This window comes from Pseudomonas sp. NPDC087342 (assembly GCF_044744265.1).
GTDB classification, from domain to species: Bacteria; Pseudomonadota; Gammaproteobacteria; order Pseudomonadales; family Pseudomonadaceae; genus Aquipseudomonas; species Aquipseudomonas nunensis.
Genome location: NZ_JBIUXZ010000018.1, coordinates 77300 through 102158, shown reverse-complemented (window position 1 = coordinate 102158; position 24859 = coordinate 77300). Strand labels below are relative to the sequence as shown.

18 protein-coding genes are annotated in these 24859 nt (G+C 59.9%); 10 read left to right on the top strand and 8 right to left on the bottom strand.

The genetic code is table 11. From position 1 onward, the window contains the following. Positions 1 to 81 precede the first annotated feature (81 nt). Positions 82 to 2520 (bottom strand): Lon protease family protein, encoded by a 2439-nt coding sequence (locus ACIOYV_RS25395; RefSeq protein ID WP_054616671.1) that lies wholly within the window; start codon positions 2518 to 2520, stop codon positions 82 to 84. Between the two features lie 280 nt (positions 2521 to 2800). On the opposite strand from ACIOYV_RS25395, the gene ACIOYV_RS25390 reads away from it, so the two are divergent. The 4 genes from ACIOYV_RS25390 (at position 2801) to ACIOYV_RS25375 (ending at position 6370) form a co-directional block, all read left to right on the top strand. Then, on the top strand, positions 2801 to 3289 hold the full coding sequence (locus ACIOYV_RS25390; protein WP_054051400.1) for a DUF3015 domain-containing protein: 489 nt from the start codon (positions 2801 to 2803) through the stop codon (positions 3287 to 3289). A gap of 93 nt (positions 3290 to 3382) precedes the next feature. Beyond that, the gene (locus ACIOYV_RS25385; RefSeq protein WP_401328070.1) at positions 3383 to 5236 is read left to right on the top strand and encodes a DUF4105 domain-containing protein; all 1854 of its coding nucleotides are present in this window, start codon (positions 3383 to 3385) and stop codon (positions 5234 to 5236) included. Between the two features lie 212 nt (positions 5237 to 5448). After that, complete coding sequence (locus ACIOYV_RS25380; protein WP_401328067.1) at positions 5449 to 5805, top strand: hypothetical protein; 357 nt, start codon at positions 5449 to 5451, stop codon at positions 5803 to 5805. Between the two features lie 70 nt (positions 5806 to 5875). Continuing rightward, positions 5876 to 6370 carry a GreA/GreB family elongation factor gene (locus ACIOYV_RS25375; protein ID WP_401328064.1) on the top strand — a complete coding sequence of 165 codons (495 nt, stop codon included), beginning with the start codon at positions 5876 to 5878 and terminating at the stop codon, positions 6368 to 6370. A 163-nt stretch (positions 6371 to 6533) separates the two neighbouring features. Here the strand turns inward: ACIOYV_RS25375 and ettA are convergent, their stop codons facing one another. Next, on the bottom strand, positions 6534 to 8198 hold the full coding sequence (gene ettA / locus ACIOYV_RS25370) for an energy-dependent translational throttle protein EttA (RefSeq protein ID WP_401328061.1): 1665 nt from the start codon (positions 8196 to 8198) through the stop codon (positions 6534 to 6536). A gap of 284 nt (positions 8199 to 8482) precedes the next feature. Between ettA and ACIOYV_RS25365 the strand changes: the two genes are divergently transcribed. The 5 genes from ACIOYV_RS25365 (at position 8483) to ACIOYV_RS25345 (ending at position 16899) form a co-directional block, all read left to right on the top strand. Beyond that, the gene (locus tag ACIOYV_RS25365) at positions 8483 to 12331 is read left to right on the top strand and encodes an EAL domain-containing protein (protein WP_401328058.1); all 3849 of its coding nucleotides are present in this window, start codon (positions 8483 to 8485) and stop codon (positions 12329 to 12331) included. Positions 12332 to 12578: 247 nt separating this feature from the next. After that, positions 12579 to 13832, top strand: coding sequence for a serine hydroxymethyltransferase (gene glyA, locus ACIOYV_RS25360; protein WP_401328055.1), 1254 nt, complete (start codon positions 12579 to 12581; stop codon positions 13830 to 13832). Between the two features lie 277 nt (positions 13833 to 14109). Continuing rightward, on the top strand, positions 14110 to 15423 hold the full coding sequence (locus tag ACIOYV_RS25355; RefSeq protein ID WP_401328052.1) for a C4-dicarboxylate transporter DctA: 1314 nt from the start codon (positions 14110 to 14112) through the stop codon (positions 15421 to 15423). Positions 15424 to 15480: 57 nt separating this feature from the next. Then, a complete protein-coding gene (locus tag ACIOYV_RS25350) occupies positions 15481 to 16185 on the top strand; it encodes a FadR/GntR family transcriptional regulator (RefSeq protein ID WP_054616677.1) in 705 nt (234 codons plus the stop codon). Positions 16186 to 16209: 24 nt separating this feature from the next. Further along, positions 16210 to 16899 (top strand): GntR family transcriptional regulator, encoded by a 690-nt coding sequence (locus tag ACIOYV_RS25345; RefSeq protein WP_401328048.1) that lies wholly within the window; start codon positions 16210 to 16212, stop codon positions 16897 to 16899. 99 nt (positions 16900 to 16998) lie between these two features. Here the strand turns inward: ACIOYV_RS25345 and yjiA are convergent, their stop codons facing one another. From yjiA to ACIOYV_RS25330, 3 genes are all read right to left on the bottom strand, one after another. Further along, the gene (yjiA, locus tag ACIOYV_RS25340) at positions 16999 to 17970 is read right to left on the bottom strand and encodes a GTPase (protein WP_265041002.1); all 972 of its coding nucleotides are present in this window, start codon (positions 17968 to 17970) and stop codon (positions 16999 to 17001) included. A gap of 164 nt (positions 17971 to 18134) precedes the next feature. Continuing rightward, positions 18135 to 18332, bottom strand: a complete 198-nt coding sequence (locus ACIOYV_RS25335) for a YbdD/YjiX family protein (protein ID WP_007895266.1) — start codon at positions 18330 to 18332, stop codon at positions 18135 to 18137. Positions 18333 to 18347: 15 nt separating this feature from the next. Next, positions 18348 to 20414: a carbon starvation CstA family protein gene (locus ACIOYV_RS25330; protein WP_401328045.1), complete on the bottom strand. Its 2067-nt coding sequence runs from the start codon at positions 20412 to 20414 to the stop codon at positions 18348 to 18350. Between the two features lie 160 nt (positions 20415 to 20574). Here ACIOYV_RS25330 and ACIOYV_RS25325 point away from each other — a divergent pair, with 160 nt between their 5' ends. Next, positions 20575 to 20943 (top strand): PilZ domain-containing protein, encoded by a 369-nt coding sequence (locus ACIOYV_RS25325; protein WP_401328042.1) that lies wholly within the window; start codon positions 20575 to 20577, stop codon positions 20941 to 20943. Between the two features lie 96 nt (positions 20944 to 21039). Here ACIOYV_RS25325 and radA read toward each other — a convergent pair whose 3' ends face one another. The 3 genes from radA to ACIOYV_RS25310 are packed head-to-tail and all read right to left on the bottom strand — an operon-like array spanning position 21040 to position 24609. Further along, positions 21040 to 22407, bottom strand: a complete 1368-nt coding sequence (radA, locus tag ACIOYV_RS25320) for a DNA repair protein RadA (RefSeq protein ID WP_054051427.1) — start codon at positions 22405 to 22407, stop codon at positions 21040 to 21042. Positions 22408 to 22452: 45 nt separating this feature from the next. Then, positions 22453 to 23007 (bottom strand): ankyrin repeat domain-containing protein, encoded by a 555-nt coding sequence (locus ACIOYV_RS25315; protein ID WP_401328039.1) that lies wholly within the window; start codon positions 23005 to 23007, stop codon positions 22453 to 22455. Positions 23008 to 23067: 60 nt separating this feature from the next. Continuing rightward, entirely contained in the window at positions 23068 to 24609 is a 1542-nt protein-coding gene (locus tag ACIOYV_RS25310) for a catalase (RefSeq protein ID WP_401328036.1), read from the bottom strand. Positions 24610 to 24859: the final 250 nt, after the last annotated feature.

The window sequence follows — 24859 nt, the reverse complement described above, 5'->3', positions numbered from 1 at the left end:
TATCAGCCAAGATTAATGTCGGCTGATAGATTGCATTCGCGGGCAAGCTTCGCTCCTACAGGGGATCTACGTCGAGATTGTTCAGGCAGGTTTGGCCTCGACCAACGCCTCCAGCGCAATCTCCTTCTCGGCTTCCTTGAGATCCTCCTCGCTGATCATTTCCGCGATCACTCGCAGGCGTTCCACGACTCGCGCATTGACGCTGCCTTCAGGGAATTCACCGTTCTCGTCCGGCGAACCAGCCGGCTCGCCCACCAACAAGCTCAGGGCTTCGTCAGCCTGGCGCACCGCGTAGACATGGAACTGCCCCGCGCGCACTGCCGCCAGCACTTTCTCGTCGAGCATCAACGTCGCCACGTTAGCCTGGGGAATGATCGCCCCTTGCTCACCGGTCAATCCGCGAGCCTCGCAGAGGCGGAAGAAGCCTTCGATCTTCTCGTTGACCCCACCGACTGCCTGCACTTCACCGAACTGGTTGATCGAACCGGTGATCGCAAAGCACTGCTTGAGTGGTGTTTTCGACAGCGCCGAGATCAGCGTGCATGCCTCGCCCAACGATGCACTGTCACCATCGACATAGCCGTAGGACTGCTCCAGCGCGATGCTCGCGGAAATCGCCAGCGGGAATTCCTGCGCATAACGGCTGCCCAGATACCCGGTGAGGATCATCACGCCTTTGGAGTGAATCGGCTGGCCAAGGTTAACTTCGCGCTCGATATCGACAATCCCGCTGCCCCCCGGATACACCGTGGCGGAAATCCGCGCCGGCACACCGAACGCCGAGTCACCGACTTCCAGCACGGTCAGCCCGTTGCACTTGCCGACGGCCGCGCCATCGGTGTCGATCAGGATGATCCCGGCCAGCATGTCGTCGAGAATCCGCGCCGAGACGCGCCCGGTGCGGGTCGCCTTGGCCTTGAGCGCACGCTCGATGTGCCCGGCATCGGTCATTTCATCGCCCGCCAGGTGACGAATGAAATCCGCTTCGCTGACCAGTTGGAACAGATCGCCAATGCGCGCCGACAAACGCCCCTGGTGTTCCGCCAGACGTGCGCTGTAGGTCGCCAGACGCGCTACCGCATCGGCGGTCAGCGGTGCCATGCCTTCTTCGGAAGTGCGGGTCTTGAGCAACTGGGCGAACTGCTCCAGGCTCTCGTCGACCATCGGGATGTCTTCGTCGAAGTCCACCAGGACGCGGAACATCTCCTGGAAGTCCGGATCGAGGTCTTGCAGCGTGTAGTAGAGCTGCCGGGCGCCGATGATGATGACTTTGACCTGCAACGGAATGTGTTGCGGGGTCAGGGTCACGGTGGCCAGACGCCCCAGTTCACCGAGCGGCGATTCCATTTTCAGTTTGCGCGACTGCAAGGCGCGCTTGAGCGCATCCCACACGAACGGCTCGCTGAGCATTTTTTCCGCTTCAAGAATCAGGAAGCCGCCGTTGGCCCGATGCAATGCACCCGGGCGCAGCTGCCGATACGTGGTGTAGAGCGCGCCCTGATCGGTGCTGTATTCGATACGGCCGAACAGGTTTTCGTAAGTCGGGTGCGGTTCGAACACCACCGGTGCGCCGCCGCTGGCCGAATGACCGACCACCAGGCTTGGCGCGTATTGCTCTTCGAGCATCTTGCGCGCTACGGCATCGACCTTGCTGTCGTCGACCAATTGCTCGACCACGGTTTTCAGCAGGTAAACCTGCATTGCTTGCAGGTAACCGCACACCGCGGCGTTCTCGGCGTATTTCTCCGACAACGGCGAAAGCAACGGCTGCAAGGCCAGGGTGATGGTTTCTTCGTTGAGCTGGCGCAGTTGATTGCTCGACTCGCGCTTCCATTGCGGCAGGCTGGCGAGTTCTTCGTTCAGACGCTCTTCCAGACCGGAAATGTCTTCGTGAAAACGCTCGCGATCGGCTTCCGGCAATTGCGCGAATTCGGCTTCATCCAGTGCCTTGCCTTCGCTCATCGGGGTGAACGCGATGTTGCTGGCGTCGCGGTACAGCGCGACTTCCTTCTCCAGTGCCAGGCGTTCGATGATGTCCAGCGCCTTGTCGTAGCGCTGGTTGAAGGCGCGGTCGATGGCGCTTTTCTTTTGCTGGTAGGACGGGTGCTCGAAAACGGCCGGAAACGTCGCCAGCAGGTTGTCGATCAGGCCGTTGATGTCACCGATGAACGCGCCGGCGGTGCCGGATGGCAATTCCAGGGCACGGGGTTCGCGCGGTTCATCGAAATTATTGACGTAGACCCAGTCCGCCGGGGTCTGCAGGCGCTTGCCTTCGGCTTTCAGGTAGCGTTTGACGAACGAGAAACGGCCAGTGCCGGGCTCGCCCATGACGAAGACGTTGTAACCGGGGCGTGGCATGGCCACACCAAACTGCAAGGCTTCAACAGCACGTTCCTGGCCAAGCACACCGCGGAAGGGCTCCAGATCATTGGTGGTAGAGAAGCTGAACTGTTCAGCGGAAAACGGACGGGTCAGCGCTTCGGGCGCTAGACGCAAGCTGGCAGCAACAGGATCAGGCATCGGGCTTCCTTACATCAGGCGGGGCAGATAGCGGCATTCTGGCGCTGCCCATACCCGACTGGCAAGGCGCGCCTCAAGTCAAAGCATAGACAAACCACCATCGCCCGGCGGGGCGGGGGCAAATCAATGTTTTACCGCGAATGTTTTGGAAAAAATCACGGAACCCTTGGAACGTGCCTAAACTCCAAACTGCGCGGCTGGAACTAATAACCGGCCCACTGGTGTCGAGATGGCACCAGAACCCCTTGTCCATTGGTATGCACACAAAGAGAACAAAGCTATGAAACGGATTCTTCTCGGTACTCTCTTCACCGTTGTATCCCTCAATGCTATGGCTCAAGCGCCAGGCGGCCCGGATTGTGGTTGGGGCAACATGCTGTTCGAAGGACAGCGCGGCACCCCGGCTCACTTCCTGGCATCCACCACGAACGGCACCTCGGGTAACGCAACATTTGGTATGACCTCCGGTACCAACGGTTGCTCGACCAACGCGGCGCTGACCTATGGCGGCAAATCCTGGATTGCCATGAATGGCATGATGAACGAGCTGTCCGAAGACATGGCCAAAGGTAACGGCGAAGCGCTGACTACCTATGCCGTGGTACTGGGCGTGGCGCCGGAAGACCGTGCGCACTTCGCCGCTGTGACTCACGAGCACTTCCAGCAGATCTTCAGCAAAGCTGACGTGACCGCTGACGACGTGCATACCAACACCCTGGCCGTCCTGAAGAGCGATCCTCGTCTGGCCAAGTACGCCACTCAAGCTTAAGCTCGAACCAACCGCTCCCTTCGGGGAGCGGCTTTTGTTTTTTGGACCTGCCCCTCTTTGGGTCTTTGTTTCTTCCGACTTAAGTTGCCCACTATGCTCAAACGCCTTGCCTGGCTGGCGCTCTGTGTCTGCGCCCCGCTGTCCGCCGCGCCACACATCGACGATCAACGTTTGCAGCAACTGGCCAACGACCCTTTCTGGATTTCCCTGGGTCATTACGAAACCGCCAAACTCGGCGGCTGGCGCAGCTATGTCAGCGACAAGAAGTTCTTCCTCGCCGCCGACGGCAATGAACACCCGGATCGTGAACTGGCCGCAACGGTACAGGCGTTGTACGCCCCCGCCAGCGCCGGCGAAAAACATGCGCAATGCGTCTACCCGGCGCGCACTCGCTGGCTCAAGGCACAACTCAACCTGAGCGATTTGCCGAAGCTGGACTGCGCCGAATTCACGCAATGGTTCAAGGACGTCGCGCCCCACAGCGCGGTGATGATTTTCCCGGCGGCATACCTCAACAGTCCGTCCTCGATGTTCGGCCACACCCTGCTGCGTATCGATCAGGCGAATGTGCAAAGCGACCAGACCGCCCTGCTCAGCTACGCGATCAACTTCGGCGCCTACATCGAAGGCTCGGACAACAGCATCCTGTATGCCTGGAAAGGCTTGATGGGCGGCTATCCGGGGTTGTTTGCGCTGGTGCCGTATCAGGAAAAACTCTCCGAGTACCGCAGCCTGGAGAACCGCGATCTGTGGGAATACCGGCTCAACCTGACCCAGCAAGAAACCGAGCGCATGGTCGAGCACGTCTGGGAGCTCAAGCAGATCCAGTTCGACTATTTCTTCTTCGACGAAAACTGCTCCTATCGCCTGCTCGAACTGCTGCAAGTGGCGCGGCCGAGCCTGCGCCTGACCGAACAATTCCCGCTGACGGCAATCCCGACCGATACCGTCAAAGCCGTGAAAGAAGCCGGGTTGGTGGAATCGATCCAATATCGCCCGTCCCGCGAGCGTGAATTGCTGAGCCGCGCCGAGCCGCTGAACGGTGAAGAACAGGATTGGGTGCTGAAAGTCAGCGCCGATCAAAAACAACTGCAGGCCCCGACCTTCAAAGCGCAGCCCAAGGATCGCCAAGCGCTGATCATCGACGCCGCCTACCGACTTGAACGCTACCGCGCCAACGGCCAGGAACGCGATCCGCAACGGGCCCAGCGCAGTTTCGAACTGCTGCGCGCGATCAATCAGAACCCGCCGCCGGAGCTGGACATCCCGCGTCCAGGTTTGCCTGAAGACGGTCACGAATCCCGCACCTGGCAGGCCGGTATCGGCACCCGGGGCGACAAGGCTTTCGGCGAGTACGGCTTGCGCATGGCCTATCACGATCTCAACGACAACGCCGAGAGCTTTCCGCTGGGCGCGCAGATCGAAATCCTGCAAATGAAGCTGCGCCAGTACGAAGGCAATCACTGGCAATTGCAGCAACTGGACCTGGCGACCATCCGCTCCCTGACCCCGCGCAATGAGCTGTTGCAGCCGCTGTCCTGGCAAGTCACCGGCGGCCTGGAACGGGTGCCGGGCAAACATGACGATGAAACCCTGGTCAGCCACGTCAACGGCGGTGCCGGCGGGACCTGGCAACTCGGCGAGGACATGCTCGGCTTCGCCCTGGGCACGGTGCGCATCGAACACAACAACGACTTCGCCGGATTCGTCGCCCCGGCGGCCGGTTTCAACAGTGGCGTGTTGTGGAAAAACCCGCTGGGCAATTTCAGCCTGGAAACCAAGGGCGATTTCTTCACCAACGGCGAAGTGCGCCGCAGCGTGAGCCTGAACCAGCAGTGGGAATTGTCGCGCAACCTCGGCCTGCGTCTGAGCGCCCAGCGAGAATTCAGCCACCTCGCCTCCCCCGAGAACGAAGTGATGCTTGAAGTGAAGTGGTATCACTACTGACCCACCCCCAATCCCCTGTGGGAGCGAGCCTGCTCGCGAAAGCGGTGTGTCAGTCAACATCTACGTTGACTGACAGATTGCATTCGCGAGCAGGCTCGCTCCCACAGGGAGATTCGTGTCATCCAACGGATTAATCACAGCCCTTTCACAAATGCCTGACGAATCGACTTCTAGACTTCCCTTATAGGCCGTCAAACGGCCGGGAGTCCGAGATGTGGCGTTGTGTGGGTGTGGTGGGGTTGTTGCTGTTGTGCGCGGGTTGCCAGTCGACCCACGAAGATCTGATCGCCAAGGGTTACCCGCCGGCATTCGCTGACGGCTTCGATGACGGTTGCGTCAGTGGTCGTCAGGCGGCCGGGGCGATGACCGGTGAATTTCGCAAAAACGTGCCGCGTTATCTCAAGGACAAACAGTACGCCGAGGGCTGGAGCGATGGCTTCCGCCAGTGTCAGGCGATGCTGGAAAACCGCGATCGCGAGGACTATCGCAGCCACCATTGGGACGACCGCGACCGAGCCTGGCAACAGCAAAAAGACCAGGACGCCGCCCGAGCGTTTCGCTCGCCCTGAGTCGCTGGCAGACATCCGTCGAAACTAAATCCCTGCGAGCATGGCCCAAACCCTATAACGGGAGAAAACCATGAGCCGTGCTTTCGTCAATGAAGATAACGCCGCCGCGCAAGCCGATCAGCCGGTAGAACGGCAGGTCAGCGCGCAACCCAACTACGTCACCCCCGCCGGCCTCGCCCAGCTACAAGCGAAACTCGCCGAGCTGCAGAACCTGCTGAATGAGCAAAGCGCAAAAGGTGAACTGGCTGACAAGCAACGCCAGGCCGACCTAGAGCGCGACTGGCGGTATTTCAACCAGCGACTGCAAAGCGCCCAACTGGTTGTACCGGCCTCCTCTACTGACAAAGTGCAGATTGGCGCTTGGGTGACGTTTGCCGATGAGCAGGGCAATGAGCAGCGTGTGCAACTGGTGGGCGAGGATCAGGCCGATGCGGCCAGTGGGCTGATCAATTGGGGTTCGCCGCTTGGGCGGGCATTGTTGGGTGTGCAGGTGGGGGATGAAGTGCTGTGGAAGCGGCCGGCGGGGGATTTGCTGATTGAGGTTTTGAGCATAGAGATTGGGTGAGTTTGAGGGCCCCGTCGCGGGCAAGCCTCGCTCCTACAGGGGAATGCATTCCAAATGTGGGAGCGGGCTTGCTCGCGAAGGCCACACCCCGGTCTATCTGAATAAAACCCATAAAAAAACGGAGCCCCTGAAGGCTCCGTTTTTTCATGCAACCAACCAGATATCAGGCCAGTTTCTTGTGCCGTACACGGTGCGGCTGGGCAGCCGCTTCGCCGAGGCGCTTTTTACGATCCGCTTCGTACTCGGTGTAGTTACCTTCAAAGAAGATCGCTTGCGAGTCGTCTTCGTACGCCAGGATGTGAGTCGCGACGCGGTCAAGGAACCACCGATCGTGAGAGATCACAATGGCGGCGCCCGGGAAGTCCAGCAGGGCTTCTTCCAGGTTTGGCTGGGTTTCAACGTCGAGGTCGTTGTACTGTTCTTCGTCCAGATTGTAGTTCCCACCCTCCTTCAGGGTCAGCGCCAGGTGCAAGCGACCGCGCTCACCACCGGACAGGTCCTTGACGAACTTCTGCTGATCGCCACCCTTGAAGTTGAAGCGACCGACGTAGGTACGCGACGGAATCTCGTAGTTACCGATGCGGATCTGATCGGAACCGTCGGAGATTTGCTGGAACACAGTCTTGCTGCCGTCCAGGTCTTCGCGGCTCTGATCGACGCACGCCAGTTGCACGGTTTCGCCGACTTCGATGCTGCCCGAATCCGGTTGTTCCTTGCCCATCAGCATGCGGAACAGCGTGGATTTACCCGCACCGTTACCGCCGATCACGCCGACGATGGCGCCTTTAGGCATGGAGAACGACAGGTTGTCGATCAACACGCGATCGCCGTAGCCCTTGGTGACGTTCTTGAATTCGATGACCTTGTCACCCAGGCGCGGACCGGCCGGGATGTAGATCTCGTTGGTTTCGCTGCGTTTCTGGAATTCCTGCGATTGCATTTCTTCGAAGCGTTGCAGACGAGCCTTGGATTTGGACTGGCGGGCCTTGGCGCCTTTGCGCACCCACTCCAGTTCTTCCTTCATGGCTTTTTCGTGGGCCGACTGCTGCTTGGATTCGGCAGCCAGACGATCGGACTTGGCTTCAAGCCAACCCGAATAGTTGCCCTCGTAAGGGATACCGGCGCCGCGGTCGAGTTCGAGAATCCAGCCAGCAACGTTATCCAGGAAGTAACGGTCGTGCGTGATCGCTACCACAGTGCCCGGGAAGTCGTGCAGGAAGTGCTCCAGCCAGGCGACGGAATCGGCGTCCAAGTGGTTGGTCGGTTCGTCGAGCAGCAACATGTCGGGGGCGGACAGCAGCAGGCGGCACAGGGCCACACGACGCTTTTCACCACCGGACAGGAATTCGACCTTGGCATCCCACGCCGGCAGACGCAGCGCATCGGCGGCGACTTCCAGTTGGCGATCCAGATTGTGACCGTCGCTGGCTTGCAGGATGGCTTCGAGCTTGGCCTGTTCAGCCGCCAGTTTGTCGAAGTCGGCATCTTCTTCAGCGTAAGCCGCGTAGACCTCGTCCAGGCGTGCCTGGGCGTTCTTGATCACGCTGACCGCTTCCTCGACCACTTCACGCACGGTCTTGGTCGGATCCAGGATTGGTTCCTGCGGCAGGTAGCCGATGTTCAGCTCCGGCATCGGACGGGCTTCGCCCTCGAACTCGGTGTCGACGCCAGCCATGATTTTCAGCAGCGTGGACTTACCCGAACCGTTGAGGCCGAGTACGCCGATCTTGGCGCCGGGGAAGAAGGACAGCGAAATGTTTTTCAGGATTTCCCGCTTCGGCGGAACAACTTTGCCCAGCCGATGCATGGTGAAGACGTATTGAGCCATGGAGAACCTTGGGTCAGTGACAGATGAATGATTGGAGCGCAGGCAAAGCCCGGCCAGGCTGTGCGCGTCGTCGCTTGATAAGCATCAATGCGCGCGCGCTGAAAAAACCTGATTCTAGGAGCTGGAACGCTCCCGCGTAACCGGCAAAGCTACCTGAATGACCGATGGCAGTCCAGCCGGGAGGGGCTGGCACTTAGCCACAACTCAAGGCATGCTAGCCGCCCTCCGGGCGTCCGGCTTATAGTGCACGTCGCGCCAGTCCAGCCAAACCGCAGGATTTCAGTTTGTCTAATGTCACGCCGCCTCTTTCCAACCGTGCACCGGCTGCTGCGCTCGGCTCCCCCCTGCGCGGAACTTTGAAGGGCGCACTCGCGACTCTCGTGCTGTTGCTGCTCGCGCTGTTGTTTTGGCAATTGCTGGATCAACTGCGCGAAACCCAGAAAAACCAGCGCCAGTACACCATCGACTACACCGCCGACCTGGCCTCGCAAGTCAGCCTGAACATGGCGCTCAACGCGCAGATCGCGCTGAATCTGCTACCGATCGTCGAGCAACCGCAATCCGCCGACGAACAGCAGGCCCTGCTGCGCAAATTGCAGCAGTCGCTGCCCGACCTGCGCAGCCTGGCGTTATTGAGCCCGTCCGGCAAAATTCTCACCGACAGCGCCGCCGACAGCCAGGACGCCGACTACCTCAGCGATCTGGTGCGCCGCAGCCGTTCGCAAGCCCACTATTTCAGCAACGCCGACGATGGCTCCGTGGTGCACTTGCTGCTGCATCAGGCCAGCGGCAGCACTCGCGGTTATTGGGCCTTGCGCCTGACCCCGACATTTTTCTCCTCGCTGACCAAACAGAGCGAAGCCGGGATTCGCCCGTTGTGGCTGGTGGAAAACCGCGTCAATCATCAAATCATCAGTCGCGATGAAGCCCTGCCGGCGACCCGCCAGGGCACGCTGAGCGACGATGACCTGGCCAACAGCGTGTTGACCGTGCCCCTGAGCAGCAGCGACTGGCAACTGCGTGGGCTGTTCGACCGTCAACAGGTGCTCGAACAACTGCTGCCGGCGTTCATCGGCAAATGCCTGCTGGGCCTGGCGTTCTCCCTGCTGCCATTTATCGCGCTGCTGAACATGCGCCGACGTCAGCGTCAGCTACATGAAGGACGCCGCCGCTATCAGGACATTTTCGAAGGCACCGGCGTTGCGCTGTGCGTGCTCGACCTGTCCGGGCTGAAAAGTTTTTTCGACAAGGCCCAACTCAACAACACTGAACAACTGAAGGCCTGGCTAGAAGTCCCGGAACAACGCCTGCAACTGCTGCAGGAATTGCGCATCACCGAGGTCAACCAGGTCGCCCTGCAACTGCTCAACGTCAATTCCTGCGATCAGGCCTGGAAACTGCTGATCGATGGCTGTCCGCTGGATGGCACCGCCATCGGCAACCAAGTCCTTGAAGCCGTGCTCAACCAGCAAAAACAACTCGAACTGGAAATCAAACTCCAGGACACCAACGGCCGCGACCAGCATCTGTGGCTGGTGCTGCGCCTGCCGGAAGAGCAACACGACTACAAAGCGGTGATCCTGAGCATCAACGACATCACCAGCCGCAAGCTCATCGAGCTGTCGCTGCTGGAGCGTGAGGGCTTTTGGTCCGACGTGGTGCGCACCGTGCCGGATCACCTGTACGTGCAGGACGTGATAAGCCAGCGGATGATCTTCAGCAACCACCATCTGGGGCAAACGCTGGGCTACAACCGCACCGAACTGCACCAGATGGGCGAGTATTTCTGGGAAATCCTGCTGCACCCCGAAGATGCCGACTATTACCACCGCTCGCGCCAGACCCAACGCCAGGGCGGTTTTTCGCAATTGCTGCAATGCCAGCTGCGTTTCCGTCATCGCGATGGCAACTGGCGGCGTTTCGACATGCGCGAGCAAGCCCTGGCGCGGGACAAGCACGATCAAGTCACACGCATCATCGGTGTGGCCAAGGACATCACCGAGCAGATCGAGGCGAGTGAATCCCTGCGTGACAGCGAACAGCGCTACCGCATGCTCGCCGAAAGCATCAGCGACGTGATTTTCTCCACTGACAGCAAGCTGTCGCTCAATTACGTCAGCCCTTCGGTGCAAGCGGTGCTCGGCTATGACGTCGACTGGATTTTCCAGAACGGCTGGCAATCGACCATCGCCAACCCGCAACAGCTGTCAGGCATCTACAGCCTGATGGACCGGGTCAGCAAATCTCTGGATAAACCCGAGCAACTGGCGTTGTTACGCAGTCAGGTGCAGACCCAGTTGTTCCTGTTCGACTGCTTGCGCGCCGACGGACGCAAGATCCCGATCGAACTGCGACTGGTGCTGGTCTGGGACGAACATGGCGGTTTCGAAGGCGTGCTCGGGGTCGGTCGTGACATCAGCCAGCAGCGCCGCGCCGAGAAAGACCTGCGGATGGCGGCCACGGTATTCGAGCATTCGACCTCGGCGATCCTGATCACCGACCCGGCCGGCTACATCGTCCAGGCCAACGAAGCGTTCAGTCGCGTCAGCGGTTATGCGGTGTCGCAGGTCCTCGACCAGTTGCCGAACATGCTCACCGTCGACGAGCAACAGGAAGCGCATCTGCGTTATGTGCTCAAGCAATTGCATCAGCACAGCACCTGGGAAGGCGAAGTCTGGCTCAAACGGCGCAATGGCGAGCATTACCCGGCGTGGGTCGGCATCACGGCGGTGCTCGACGACGAAGGCGATCTCGCCAGTTACGTGTGCTTCTTCAGCGACATCAGCGAGCGCAAGGCCAGTGAGCAGCGGATTCATCGCCTGGCTTATTACGACGCCCTGACCCACCTGCCCAACCGCACGCTGTTCCAGGATCGCCTGCACACCGCGCTGCAATCGGCGGAACGGCAGAAGTCGTGGGTGGTGCTGATGTTCCTCGACCTCGACCGTTTCAAGCCGATCAACGACTCCCTGGGCCACGCCGCCGGCGACCGCATGCTCAAGGAAATGGCCACGCGCCTGCTCGGTTGCGTCGACGATGACGACACGGTGGCGCGCATGGGCGGTGACGAGTTCACCTTGTTGCTGCAACCGCGGATCAACCGTGAAGTGGCGCTGAACCGGGCGATTCACGTGGCTGAACAGATTCTTGCCAGCCTGGTGAAACCGTTTGTGCTGGAAGGTCGCGAGTTCTTTGTCACGGCGAGTATCGGCATCGCCCTGAGCCCGCAGGACGGCAATGAACTCAGCCAGTTGATGAAGAACGCCGACACCGCGATGTACCACGCCAAGGAGCGCGGCAAAAACAACTTCCAGTTCTATCAGGCGGACATGAACGCCAGCGCCCTCGAGCGCCTGGAGCTGGAAAGCGACTTGCGCCACGCCTTGGAGCAAAACGAATTTGTGCTGTATTACCAGCCGCAGTTCAGCGGCGACGGCAAACGCCTGACGGGCGCTGAAGCCCTGCTGCGCTGGCGTCATCCGCGTCGCGGCCTGGTGCCGCCGGGGGATTTCATTCCGGTGCTCGAAGAGCTCGGTCTGGTGGTGGATGTCGGCGACTGGGTGATCAGCGAGGCCTGCCGTCAGCTCAAGACCTGGCATCAGGCCAAAGTGCGGGTGCCGAAGGTTTCGGTGAACATCTCGGCACGGCAGTTCTCCGATGGCCAGCTTGGCAACCGCATCGCCAACATCCTCAAGGAAACCGGCCTGCCGCCGGCGTGCCTGGAGCTGGAACTGACCGAAAGTATCCTGATGCGCGAAGTCAGCGAGGCGATGCAGATTCTTGCCGGGTTGAAAAACCTCGGCCTGAGCATTGCGGTCGACGACTTCGGCACCGGTTATTCATCGCTCAACTACCTCAAGCAGTTCCCGATCGACGTACTGAAAATCGACCGCACCTTCGTCGACGGCCTGCCGTCGGGCGAACAGGATGCGCAGATTGCCCGGGCGATCATCGCCATGGCCCACAGCCTGAACCTGGCGGTAATCGCCGAGGGCGTGGAAACCCACGAACAACTCGACTTCCTGCGTGAGCATGGGTGTGACGAGGTTCAGGGGTATCTGTTCGGGCGGCCGATGCCGGCGAGCCGGTTTGAAGCGCAGTTCAGTAATGATGCGTTGTTCATGTTTGATTGAGATTTGTAGCGCGGCGGATGACGCCTTCGCGGGCAAGCCTCGCTCCTACAGGTTTCGGGGTGTACGCACCGTTTGTGAACACCGCGTCCCTTGTAGGAGCGAGGCTTGCCCGCGAAGAGGCCAGCACGATCACCGCTGATCCCCTCATGAAGCCCACTTGTCTGCGACATGATGTCCTTTCATATGCCATCTAAAACCCATTGGGTTAGAATGCCCCCCTTTTCTGCCCCGATCCTTGAGGACCGCCATGTTCAGCCGTGATTTGACTATTGCCAAGTACGACGCCGATCTCTTTGCCGCCATGGAGCAAGAAGCTCAGCGCCAGGAAGAACACATTGAGCTGATCGCTTCGGAAAACTACACCAGCCCTGCGGAGATGGAAGCTCAAGGCTCGGAACTGACCAACAAGTACGCCGAAGGCTACCCGGGCAAGCGCTACTACGGTGGTTGCGAGTTCGTCGACGTGGTTGAGCAACTGGCCATCGACCGCGCCAAAGAACTGTTCGGCGCCGATTACGCCAACGTTCAGCCGCACGCCGGTTCCCAAGCCAACAGCGCCGTTTACCTGGCCCTGCTGCAAGCTGGCGACACCATCCTGGGCATGAGCCTGGCCCACGGCGGTCACCTGACACACGGCGCCAGCGTTTCGTCCTCCGGCAATATGTACACCGCCGTTCAATACGGTATCGATGCCAACGGCCTGATCGACTACGACGAAGTCGAGCGCCTGGCGGTCGAGCACAAGCCGAAAATGATCGTGGCCGGTTTCTCTGCCTACTCGCAGATCCTCGACTTCCCGCGTTTCCGCGAAATCGCTGACAAAGTCGGTGCCTACCTGTTCGTTGACATGGCCCACGTGGCCGGTCTGGTCGCCGCTGGCGTCTACCCGAACCCGGTGCCTTTCGCTGACGTCGTGACCACCACCACGCACAAGACCCTGCGCGGTCCACGTGGCGGCCTGATCCTGGCTCGCGCCAACGCCGACATCGAGAAGAAGCTGAACTCCGCCGTATTCCCGGGCGCCCAGGGTGGCCCACTGGAGCACGTGATCGCTGCCAAGGCGATCTGCTTCAAAGAAGCGCTGCAGCCTGAGTTCAAGACTTACCAGCAACAAGTGGTGAAAAACGCCAAGGCCATGGCCGGCGTGTTCATCGAGCGCGGTTTCGACGTGGTATCCGGCGGTACTGAAAACCACCTGTTCCTGCTGTCGCTGATCAAGCAGGAAATCTCCGGTAAAGACGCCGACGCCGCTCTGGGCAAGGCTTTCATCACCGTGAACAAGAACTCCGTGCCAAACGATCCACGCTCCCCGTTCGTGACCTCCGGTCTGCGTTTCGGTACTCCAGCCGTGACCACTCGCGGCTTCAAGGAAGCCGAGTGCAAAGAGCTGGCTGGCTGGATCTGCGACATCCTGGCTGACCTGAACAACGAAGCGGTGATCGACGCCGTTCGTGAGAAGGTCAAGGCCATCTGCAAAAAGCTGCCGGTTTACGGCGCTTAATTGCACCGCTGAATCGCAGCGATAAAAAAACCGGTCAGTGATGGCCGGTTTTTTTTCGCCTGGATTTTTTTCAAACCGGGAAAAGGCTCAAGGTCGGGGCATTGCGCTCAACTGGTAAGACCGGTAAAGCCAATCGTGCATTTTTCACTTGCGATCCGCCAAAAACAGCGCCTAGACTGCGCCTGCACTGGACATACCGGTAAGACCACAATAATTAAGTCCTGAATCTGATGCGTTCAAGCGCACGGCAGCCAGGACACCGACCAGGATTCCTCCCATGCTCAGATGGTGCTCGCGTTCAATCTTCCTCCAAGTGGTTCTCGGACTGGTGCTCGGCATCGTCTGCGGGCTGACCCTTCCCGAATACTCCGCACAGCTCAAACCCCTGGGCGACGGTTTCATCAAACTGATCAAGATGCTCATCGGCCTCATCGTGTTCTGCGTGGTGGTCAGCGGCATCAGCGGTGCCGGCGACTTGAAGAAGGTCGGGCGCATCGGCCTCAAGTCGGTGATCTACTTCGAAGTGTTGACCACCATCGCTCTGGTGATCGGCTTGGTGTTCGCCTTCAGCACCGGTATCGGCAGCGGCGCGAACATTCATCTGGAGCAGCTCTCCACGGCCGATATCGGCGACATCGCCCAGCGCGGCCAGCACATGCACACCACCACGCAGTTCCTGATGGACCTGATTCCGACGTCGGTGATCGGCGCTTTCGCGGACAACAACATCCTGCAGGTGCTGCTGTTCTCGGTACTGTTTGGCAGCGCGTTGAACCTGGTGGGCGAAGCGGCCTCGGGCATTTCCCGGCTGATCAACGAACTCAGCCACGTGATTTTCCGCATCATGGGCATGATCGTGCGCCTGGCGCCGATCGGCGTGTTCGGCGCCATCGCTTTCACCACCAGCAAATATGGCCTGGATTCCCTGCAACACTTGGGCAGTCTGGTGGGCCTGTTCTACCTGACCTGCGCCGCGTTTGTGTCGCTGATTCTCGGTCTGGTAATGCGCCTGTCCGGCCTGCGGATGTGGCCGTTGCTCAAGTACCTGCGCGAAGAATTGATGATCGTCATGGGCACCGCCTCTTCCGACGCCGTGCTGCCGCAGATCATGCGCAAGCTTGAGCACCTGGGCATCGGCAGTTCGACGGTCGGGCTGGTGATTCCAACCGGGTACTCGTTCAACCTCGACGGTTTCTCGATCTACCTGACCCTGGCCATCGTCTTCATCGCCAACGCCACCGGTACGCCGCTGGCCATGACTGATCTGCTGACGATTCTGCTGGTGTCGCTGATCACCTCCAAAGGTGCCCACGGCATCCCCGGCTCGGCGCTGGTGATTCTGGCGGCAACCCTGACCGCGATCCCGGCGATTCCAGTAGTCGGCCTGGTGCTGGTGCTGGCGGTGGACTGGTTCATGGGCATTGGCCGGGCGCTGACCAACCTGATCGGTAACTGCGTCGCCACCGTGGCCATCGCCCGCTGGGAAAAAGACATCGATATCCAGCGCGCAAACAAGGTGCTTTCCGGACAGCAGGGTTATACCTTCCAGCCGAGAAAACCGGTCGCGCCGGCGCATCAACAGGAATTTTGAATCATGCGGGAGTCTGCCTCGGGGCAGGCTCCCCAGCCATTACCCATGGAGCCAACAGTGATTACCACTTCAACGGTCGTCAATTCAGTCGTAGAAAAACTTCGGGCCGCGCTGGCCCGGGGTCAGTGGCGCTCCGGCGATATGCTGCCGGGCCAGCGTGAACTGGCCGAACAACTGGGCATCAGCCGCCCGAGCCTGCGCGAAGCAGTGATCGTGCTGGAAACCCTCGGGCTGGTGCGCTCGATGCCGGGCAAAGGCGTGGTGGTGCTGGAAGCCAATCTCAGTGACAGCCAGCATCATGACAGTGCAGTTGCCGGCGCCAGCCTGGAAGACGTGCTGCAACTGCGCTACACCCTTGAGCCGTTCATTGTCGGGTTGGTAGCGCAATCGATCAGCAGCAAGGAAGTCGGGCAACTGCGCCTGACCCTGATGGACATGCGCGAAGCGCTGGAAGCCAACGACGCCGAAGCCGGGGTCAACGCCTACATCGCGTTCCACGAAGAGCTGTTCACCCTGACCTCGAACCCGATCTTCCAGAGCGTGGTGCAACAGACCAGCAACGCCCTCAAGCAAAGCGCCGAAGTACTGCGCAATTCGCCTGAGCATCTGGCCGAACGCCTTGAAGAAAACGAAGCCGTGGTCCGTGCGATCCGCAGCAAGAACAGCGCCCAAGCCAGCGCCGAAATGCGTCGGCACATCCTTCGCGAAGGCCAGCGCATGGGCATCGAACTGAACATTCCGGACGACAACCTCGGCAGTTGAAACCATCCGAACTGGAGACAGGCCATGAACAGCTTCGCCTCAGCGCAAACCCTCACTGCCCTGCCCTTCCCCCGGCGGGCGGATGATCTCTACTCACAGATCTTCGACGCGATTCTCGAACTGCGCATTGATGCGGCCAGTCGCTTTACCGAAGAAAGCCTGGCGCAAATGTTCAGCGCCCGACGCAGTGACGTTCGCGGCGTACTGACGCGACTGTCGCATCAGCAGATCATTGTCCTTCGCACCAACCATCGGCCCCGCGTCGCGTCGCTGGATCACGAGCAGACCCGGCAGATGCTGCATGCTCGGCGGCTAACCGAGATCACGCTGGTGCGACTGGCCTGTCAGCAATCCCGGCCGCAAGACTTGAAACCGCTACGTGCCTTGATCGACAGCGAACGCCACTGCACCGCACGCGGTCCGGCGATTCGGTTATCCGGGGAGTTTCATTTGCGCCTGGCAGAAATGGCCGGGAATGCACCGTTGGCGCATTTTCTCTGCAGCTTGGTGCCGCTGACGTCGTTGGCGATTGCGCAGTTTGATGCACAGGCGCAAGACTATTGCGTGTGGCAGGTGCATCTGGGGATTCTGGAGGCTGTGGAGCGTCGGGATGCCGTTGCGGCGGTGACCTTGCTGAGCCGGCATCTGGATTATCTGGAGGGGATGTTGCTGAACGCTGGACCGACACTCAGTCAGAGTCGTGTTGCTGGTTAGATTGTCTTCGCGGGCAAGCCTCGCTCCTACAGGTATGTCGCCGCCCTTGTAGGAGCGAGGCTTGCCCGCGAAGGCGTCATCACAGACAAACTGACAATTTCAATCCGCCGCCACCCGCTCAAACCCCGCCCGAATCTTCTCTTCCGGCAAATCATCGGCAATAAACACGATCACACTTTCCCGCGCCTCACCCTCAGCCCATTCGGTGTCCCAATCGAAGCCGTACAACTTCAACACGCCTTGAAACACCATGCGCCGTGGCTCGCCGACGATGCTCAACACACCTTTGTAACGCAGCAATTGCTTGCCATGGTCTTCCAGCAGTTCGTTCATGAACTCGCTGAGCTTGTCGAGATCCAGCGGTTTGTCGGTGCGCAGCACCAGGCTGGAAATGCGGTCGATGGACGGCGCTTTGCTCACCGGTCGCAGACTCACGCCACCGCCGAGGTCGGCGTTGAGGTTGAAACCGCGCACATCGAGCAGTTCCGCCAGGTCGATCTTGCCGTGCTCGACCACGCGAATCGGCGCACGACGGTTGATGCGGGTCAGGCGTTCGCTGAGGGCGGTGAAGGTCGGCTCGTCCACCAGATCCCGTTTGCTCACCAGCAAACGATCGGCAAAACCGATTTGCGCCTGGGCGATGGTCTGGGTCAGGTGCGTCTCGGCGTGGGCGGCGTCCACCAGGGTGATGATGCCGTCGAGAATGTAGCGCTCGCGCAGTTCTTCATCGATGAAAAAGGTTTGCGCCACCGGGGCCGGGTCGGCCAGGCCGGTGCACTCGATCACCAGGCGGTCGAAGGCGATTTCACCGCTGTCCAGGCGTTCGAGCAGCAGGTACAGGGCCTTGGTCAGGTCGGTGTGAATGGTGCAGCAGACGCAGCCGTTGGACAGCGTCATCACTTGCACCGGCTCTTCGCCCAACAGCTGGGTGTCGATGCCGGCGTCGCTGAATTCGTTTTCGATCACGGCGATTTTCAGGCCGTGCTCGGCTTTGAGCAGGTAGCGCAACAGCGTGGTTTTACCCGCGCCAAGGAAGCCGCTGAGGATGGTTACCGGGATGGGAGAGGACAACTGGAATCTCCTGTTCACAAAATTAAAGACCAATACAAAAACAAATGTGGGAGCGAGCCTGCTCGCGAAAGCGGTGTGTCAGTCAACAACAGTGTCGACTGACAGATTGCCTTCGCGAGCAGGCTCGCTCCCACAAGGTGATGCGTTACTTCAGTGCCAATAAATCAGCAACACTTCGGCCCACCCTTGCCACCGTAACGCGCTTCCTGACGTTCGCGGAAGAACATCTCATAGCTCATCACCGGTTTGTCCGGGTGTTTGGTTTGCATATGCTCGACGTAGTTGTCGTAGTCGGGCATGCCGACCATCAGGCGCGCAGCCTGACCGAGGTATTTACCGAGGCGACTCAGGTCATTGAACATCGTTGCAATCCTCGATCACGCGTCCGGCAAAGCCTGGAAGGGTGCTTCTTTATCCGTGCGTTCTTTTGTACCCCAAGCCGAAATACCGACCTTGAGCGCATAGAACAGGATGCTGAATACCACGAACAGGAACAGCGCCGTCAGCGTTGCGTTGGTGTAGGCGTTGAAGATTACGTGCTGCATTTGCGTAATGTCCTTGGCCGGGGCGAGGATCTGACCGTTGGCCAGGGCATAGCTGTATTTTTTCGCCAGCGACAGGAAGCCGATCGCCGGGTTGGCGTCGAACAGCTTGATGAAGCCGGCAGTGGTGGTGCAGATCAACAACCACGCCGCTGGCATCAGGGTCACCCAGATGTAGCGTTGGCGTTTCATTTTGATCAGTACGACGGTGGCAAGCATCAGCGCGATACCGGCGAGCATCTGGTTGGAGATGCCGAACAGCGGCCACAAGGTGTTAATCCCGCCCAATGGGTCGATCACGCCTTGGTACAGCAACCAGCCCCACATCGCCACACAACCGGCGGTGGCGATCAGGTTGGCAGTCCAGGACTCGGTGCGTTTCAGCGCCGGGACGAAGGAGCCGAGCAAATCCTGGAGCATGAAACGTCCAGCACGGGTGCCAGCATCGACAGCGGTCAGGATGAACAGCGCCTCGAACAGGATCGCGAAGTGGTACCAGAACGCCATGGTGTTTTCACCCGGCAGCACGCTGTGCAGGATTTGCGCGATACCAACCGCCAACGTCGGCGCACCGCCGGCACGGGCCAGGATGGTGGTTTCACCAATGTCATGGGCCACCGCTTGCAAGGCTTCAGGCGTAATCGCAAAACCCCAGCTGCTGACGGTTTGCGCCACGGCCACCACGTCACCGCCGACCACGGCCGCCGGACTGTTCATGGCGAAGTACACGCCCGGCTCGATGACCGAAGCGGCAACCATCGCCATGATCGCGACAAAGGATTCCATCAACATCGCGCCATAGCCGATGTAGCGGGAATTGACTTCGTTATCCAACAGCTTCGGCGTCGTGCCGGAAGAAATCAGCGCGTGGAAACCGGACACCGCGCCACAGGCAATGGTGATGAACAGGAACGGGAACAGACCGCCCTTCCACACCGGCCCGGTGCCATCGACGAACTGGGTCAATGCCGGCATTTTCAGCTCGGGCATGGTCACCAGGATGCCAATCGCCAGAGCGATGATGGTGCCGATTTTCAGGAAGGTGGAGAGGTAGTCACGCGGCGCCAGGATCAGCCACACCGGTAACGAGGCGGCAACGAAACCGTAACCGACCAGCATCCAGGTAATCTGCACGCCAGTGAAGCTGAACGCCTTGGCCCACACCGGATCGGCGGCAATCTGCCCGCCCAGCCAGATCGAACCCAGCAGCAGCAAGACGCCGACCACGGAGATTTCGCCGATGCGACCCGGGCGGATGTAGCGCATGTAAATGCCCATGAACATCGCGATCGGGATGGTCGCCATCACCGTGAAAATACCCCACGGACTCTCGGCCAGGGCTTTCACCACGATCAGCGCCAGCACCGCGAGGATGATGATCATGATCAGGAAGCAGCCGAACAGCGCAATAGTCCCCGGGATGCGGCCCATTTCTTCCCGGACCATGTCGCCCAGGGAGCGGCCATTGCGGCGGGTGGACATGAACAGGACCATAAAGTCCTGCACCGCACCCGCCAGCACCACGCCAGCGATCAGCCAGAGCGTGCCGGGCAGGTAGCCCATCTGCGCCGCCAATACCGGCCCGACCAAAGGCCCTGCGCCAGCAATCGCTGCGAAGTGGTGACCGAAAAGGATGTGTTTGTTGGTCGGGACGTAGTCCAGGCCATCATTGTTGAGCACGGCGGGGGTGGCCCGGCGCGGATCGAGTTGCATCACATTGTTGGCGATGAACAGACTGTAGTAACGATAAGCAACCAGATAAATGGCCACGGCGGCGACCACAATCCACAAGGCGTTGATCGCCTCGCCTCGACGCAATGCCACTACGCCCAGGGCGCACGCTCCTACGATTGCCAGCAGCAGCCAGGGTAGATGGCGTAGCAGGCTATTATTATTTTTCATTTTATTATTCCAGCCAGGGTGGACAAGAAAGACAGCCAGTTCGAGTTTAGCTCTACTGGCGCCAAAGACCATAGTCCGACATTGGTCGAGCGCCATTACCGTGCTGGCAGCCTTCGGTGATGCAGGTCTATAGTCAGGCAACCTTCACGAGGATTGCGCCATGAGCGACCACCCTGCCGATCGCCGCCGCTTCAAACGTATTGCGTTCGATGCCCGAACCGAGCTGAGCCAGGGGGAATCCACCTGGCCGGTGAAGCTGATCGACCTGTCGCTCAAGGGCCTGCTGATCGAAAAGCCCGAGCCCTGGCTGGGTAATCCGGACTGGCACTTCCTGGTCGACATCCATCTGAACGCCGACGTCGAGATCAAGATGGACGTGATGCTGACCCACGATGACCATGGTCAGCTCGGGTTCGTCTGCAAACACATCAGCCTGGAATCCATCGAGCGTCTGCGGCGGTTGATTGAGTTCAACCTGGGCGATCCAGACGAACTGGAGCGCGAATTGGGGGCGTTGATCGAAGTCTGAAGACTGGTGCCATACAAAATGTGGGAGCGAGCTTTTGTGGCGAGGGAGCTTGCTCCCTCGCCACAGCAAGCCCGCTCTCACAGGGAGTTTGATGAGTTACTCGAATAATGCGTCCAAAGCCTGCTCCAGTCGGGTCACCGCAATAATCTGCAACCCCGGCGGGGCTTCTTTCGGTGCGTTGCCCTTGGGCACGATGGCGCGCTTGAAGCCGTGCTTGGCCGCTTCTTTCAGGCGTTCCTGACCGCTTGGCACCGGGCGCACTTCACCCGACAACCCGACTTCACCAAACACCAGCAAATCATGCGGCAGCGGCCGATTGCGCAGGCTGGACATCACCGCCGCCATCAGCGCCAGGTCAGACGCGGTTTCCAGTACCTTGACCCCACCGACCACGTTGAGGAACACGTCCTGATCGTGGGTCGGAATCCCGCCGTGACGGTGCAGCACCGCCAGCAACATCGCCAGCCGGTTCTGATCCAGCCCCAAGGTGACCCGACGCGGGTTGGCCAGATGACTGTCATCCACCAGCGCCTGCACTTCGACCAGCATCGGCCGGGTGCCTTCCCACGTCGCCATGACCACACTGCCCGGGACTTCTTCCTGAGCCCGTGTGAGAAAAATCGCCGAGGGGTTGGAGACTTCTTTGAGGCCCTTGTCGGTCATGCCGAACACGCCGAGTTCGTTGACCGCGCCGAAACGGTTTTTCACCGCCCGCAGCAGCCGCAAACGCCCATCGGATTCGCCTTCGAAATACAGCACGGTATCAACCATGTGCTCCAACACTCGCGGGCCGGCCAAGGCGCCTTCCTTGGTCACGTGGCCCACCAGGAAAATCGCCGTGCCGCTCTGCTTGGCATAACGCACCAGCAACGCCGCACTTTCGCGGACCTGGGACACGCCGCCCGGTGCTGATTGCAGTTGTTCGGTGAAAATCGTCTGGATCGAGTCGATCACCATGACCTTGGGCTTTTCCTGCCGGGCCGTGGCGATGATGGTTTCGATGCAGGTTTCGGTCATCACCCGCAGCTTGTCCTGGGGCAAACCGAGACGACGGGCGCGCATGGCCACTTGTTGCTGGGATTCTTCACCGGTGACGTACAGCGCCGGCATGCTCTTGGCGAGGTTGCACAAGGTTTGCAACAGAATGGTCGACTTGCCGATGCCGGGATCACCACCGATCAACACCACCGAGCCGTCCACCAGGCCGCCGCCGAGCACGCGATCGAGTTCGCTGGAGGCTGTGGAAAAACGCGGAATCTCTTCGACGCTGACTTCCGCCAGGGTCCTGATCTGCGCTTGTTGGCCGGTCCACCCGGTTCGACCGCTGGGCGCCGCAGCGCCGCCGCTCTCGACCATGGTTTCGGTCAGCGTGTTCCAGGCCCCGCACTCGCCGCACTGGCCGGCCCACTTGGGGAAGGTTGAGCCGCACTCGGTGCAGCCGTACATGCGCTTGGCCTTGGCCATCTGAACTCCCGGCAAAAACCGCGATGATAGCGCAGCCGGGCCGGATCAGCGCGGCGGCGCGTTGCGGATTTCACCGCTGGCCAGACGCGCGGCGCTATTGCCCAGCGGATCTTCGGCATTCAGGTCGGCACCCTTGGCCTTGAGTGCATCCAGCAATTCGACACGGTTGAACAGCCCGGCGTACATCGCCGCCGTCTGCCCGGCGCCGTTACGCTGATCGGGACTGCAATTGGCAGCCAGCAGGGTCCGGGCAATCTGCACTTCGCCCTTGAAAATCGCGCCCATCAGCGCCGTATTGCCACGCTGATCCTGGGCGCAGGCATCGGCGCCAGCGGCGAGCAAACGGTCCACTGCGGCACTCTGGCCGTGATAGGCCGCCCGAATCAGCGCGGTGTAGCCTTTGTCGTCTCGCGTATCGAGGGAATAACCGGCCTCGATAAATGTGTCGAGCATCGGCACATCGCCACGGCGCGCGGCATCGAAGTAGTAATCCTGCAATTGGGCTTTCAGCGCGGCGGGGTCTTTCGCGACCTCCGCCGTCGGTCCGGCAAACACGCTGAACGACAGGGCTGCCAGAAACAGGGATAGATAAAAACGCATGGACAGGCTCCTTGGTCTGACGGGGCCCCGAAAGAGGCCCCGCGTTTCAGGCAAACAGGATCAGTCGGCCAGTTTGGCCGCCAGTGCCTTGACCCGGTCCAGGTCACCCTTGGCGACCTTGGTCACGCCGGTGCCGTATTCCGGGTCGGCCTTATAGAGGAACGACAGCATGATGTGCTTGCTCTCGTCGTCGGTGGTGGCGAGCGAGCCGCCGAAGCTGTCGATCAGGTCCTGGCGTTCTTTCTGGCTGAAGGAGCGATACAAATCGCCGGCCTGCTTGAAGTTCTGCTCGCGCTGAATCTTCGCCTGCTGAGTGCTGCCCGACAGCGCCGACTGGCTGTAGCGTGCGGTTTGCGGCTCTTCACGGGGCAGCAAACGGCTTGGCTGGTAGTTCACGCTGCTGCTGCTGGCGCCGCTGTTCATCGCGCCATCCTGGTTACCGTTGTTGACCGCAACCTTTGGCGCGTTGATCGGTAGTTGCAGAGCATTTGGCCCCAGGCGATACATTTGCGTATCGGCATACGAGAACACTCGCCCCTGCAACAAACGATCTTCGGATGGTTCAATACCGGGAACAAGATTGGCGGGCGCCATGGCAACTTGCTCGGTCTCCTGGAACACATTGGCCGGATTACGGTTCAACACCATTTGTCCAACTTTTCGCTCAGCAATACCCGGCCAGATCTTGGTGGCGTCCAATGGATCAAAATCGAACTTAGACAAGTCCTGCGGATTCACGACTTGAACGTACAAGTCCCACTTCGGAAAGTCGCCCTTATTTATATGAGCCACCAGATCATTAGTCATATGACTGTAGTCTTTGCCTTGGACTTTTTCGACCGACTTTGGATCGAGATTATTAATGCCTTGCAAACTTTTCCAATGGAATTTCACATAGTGAACTTCACCTTTGACATTCACTAACTTATAGGCATGGACACCATTACCGTCCATTTCCCGATAACTGGCAGGTGTTCCGGAATTGGAATACAGCTCAGTCAGGGTGCGTGTGGCTTCCGGCACATGGGAGAAGAAATCGAAACGACGCGAGTCGTCGTCAAGGTTGGTGCGTGGGTCCGGCTTGAAGGCGTGCACCATGTCCGGGAATTTGATGGCGTCACAGATGAAGAAAGTCGGGAAGTTGTTGCCGACCAGGTCCCAGTTGCCGTCAGCGGTGTAGAACTTGGTGGCGAAACCGCGCGGGTCGCGCAGGGTTTCCGGGGAGTGATTGCCATGCACTACCGCCGAAAAGCGCACGAACACCGGCGTGCTCTGGCCGCCGGCAAACACCTTGGCCTTGGTCAGGTCGCTGAGATCATCGGTCACCGTGAACGTACCGTGGGCGCCAGTACCCCGGGCATGCACCACGCGTTCCGGAATGCGTTCGCGGTCAAACCGTTGGAGTTTCTGGATCAATTGCACGTCTTGCAGCAGCACCGGGCCCGTGGCGCCGGCGGTTTGCGAGTTCTGGTTGTCGCCAACGGCGGCGCCGTTATCGCGGGTCAGTGTCGCGGCACTCACGGAAAAGGACAGCAGGCCGGCGCTCAAGACGCCCAGGGCGCGGCGATGGGAATAAGCCCCAAGGCCAAGGGAAGTTGTCATAGGAGTTTCCTCTGATTTTATAAAGCGCATCCAGGTGCGCTCAACAGAGGCTAGTGACCGCCAGCCCAAAACCTAAATAGAAATGCCACACCGAGGCGATAGTAAAAAGATGCTGGAAGGCCCGGCCTAGAGCGGGTAAACCGCGCGCGAATGGTGGCCTTTTGTAAACTTTCTGCAAATGAGCAGGTCGATAGCAGGCAAGCGTTGTAAGCAGTTGTGTCGAGCAGGATGCGTTTTGCTGATTTACACT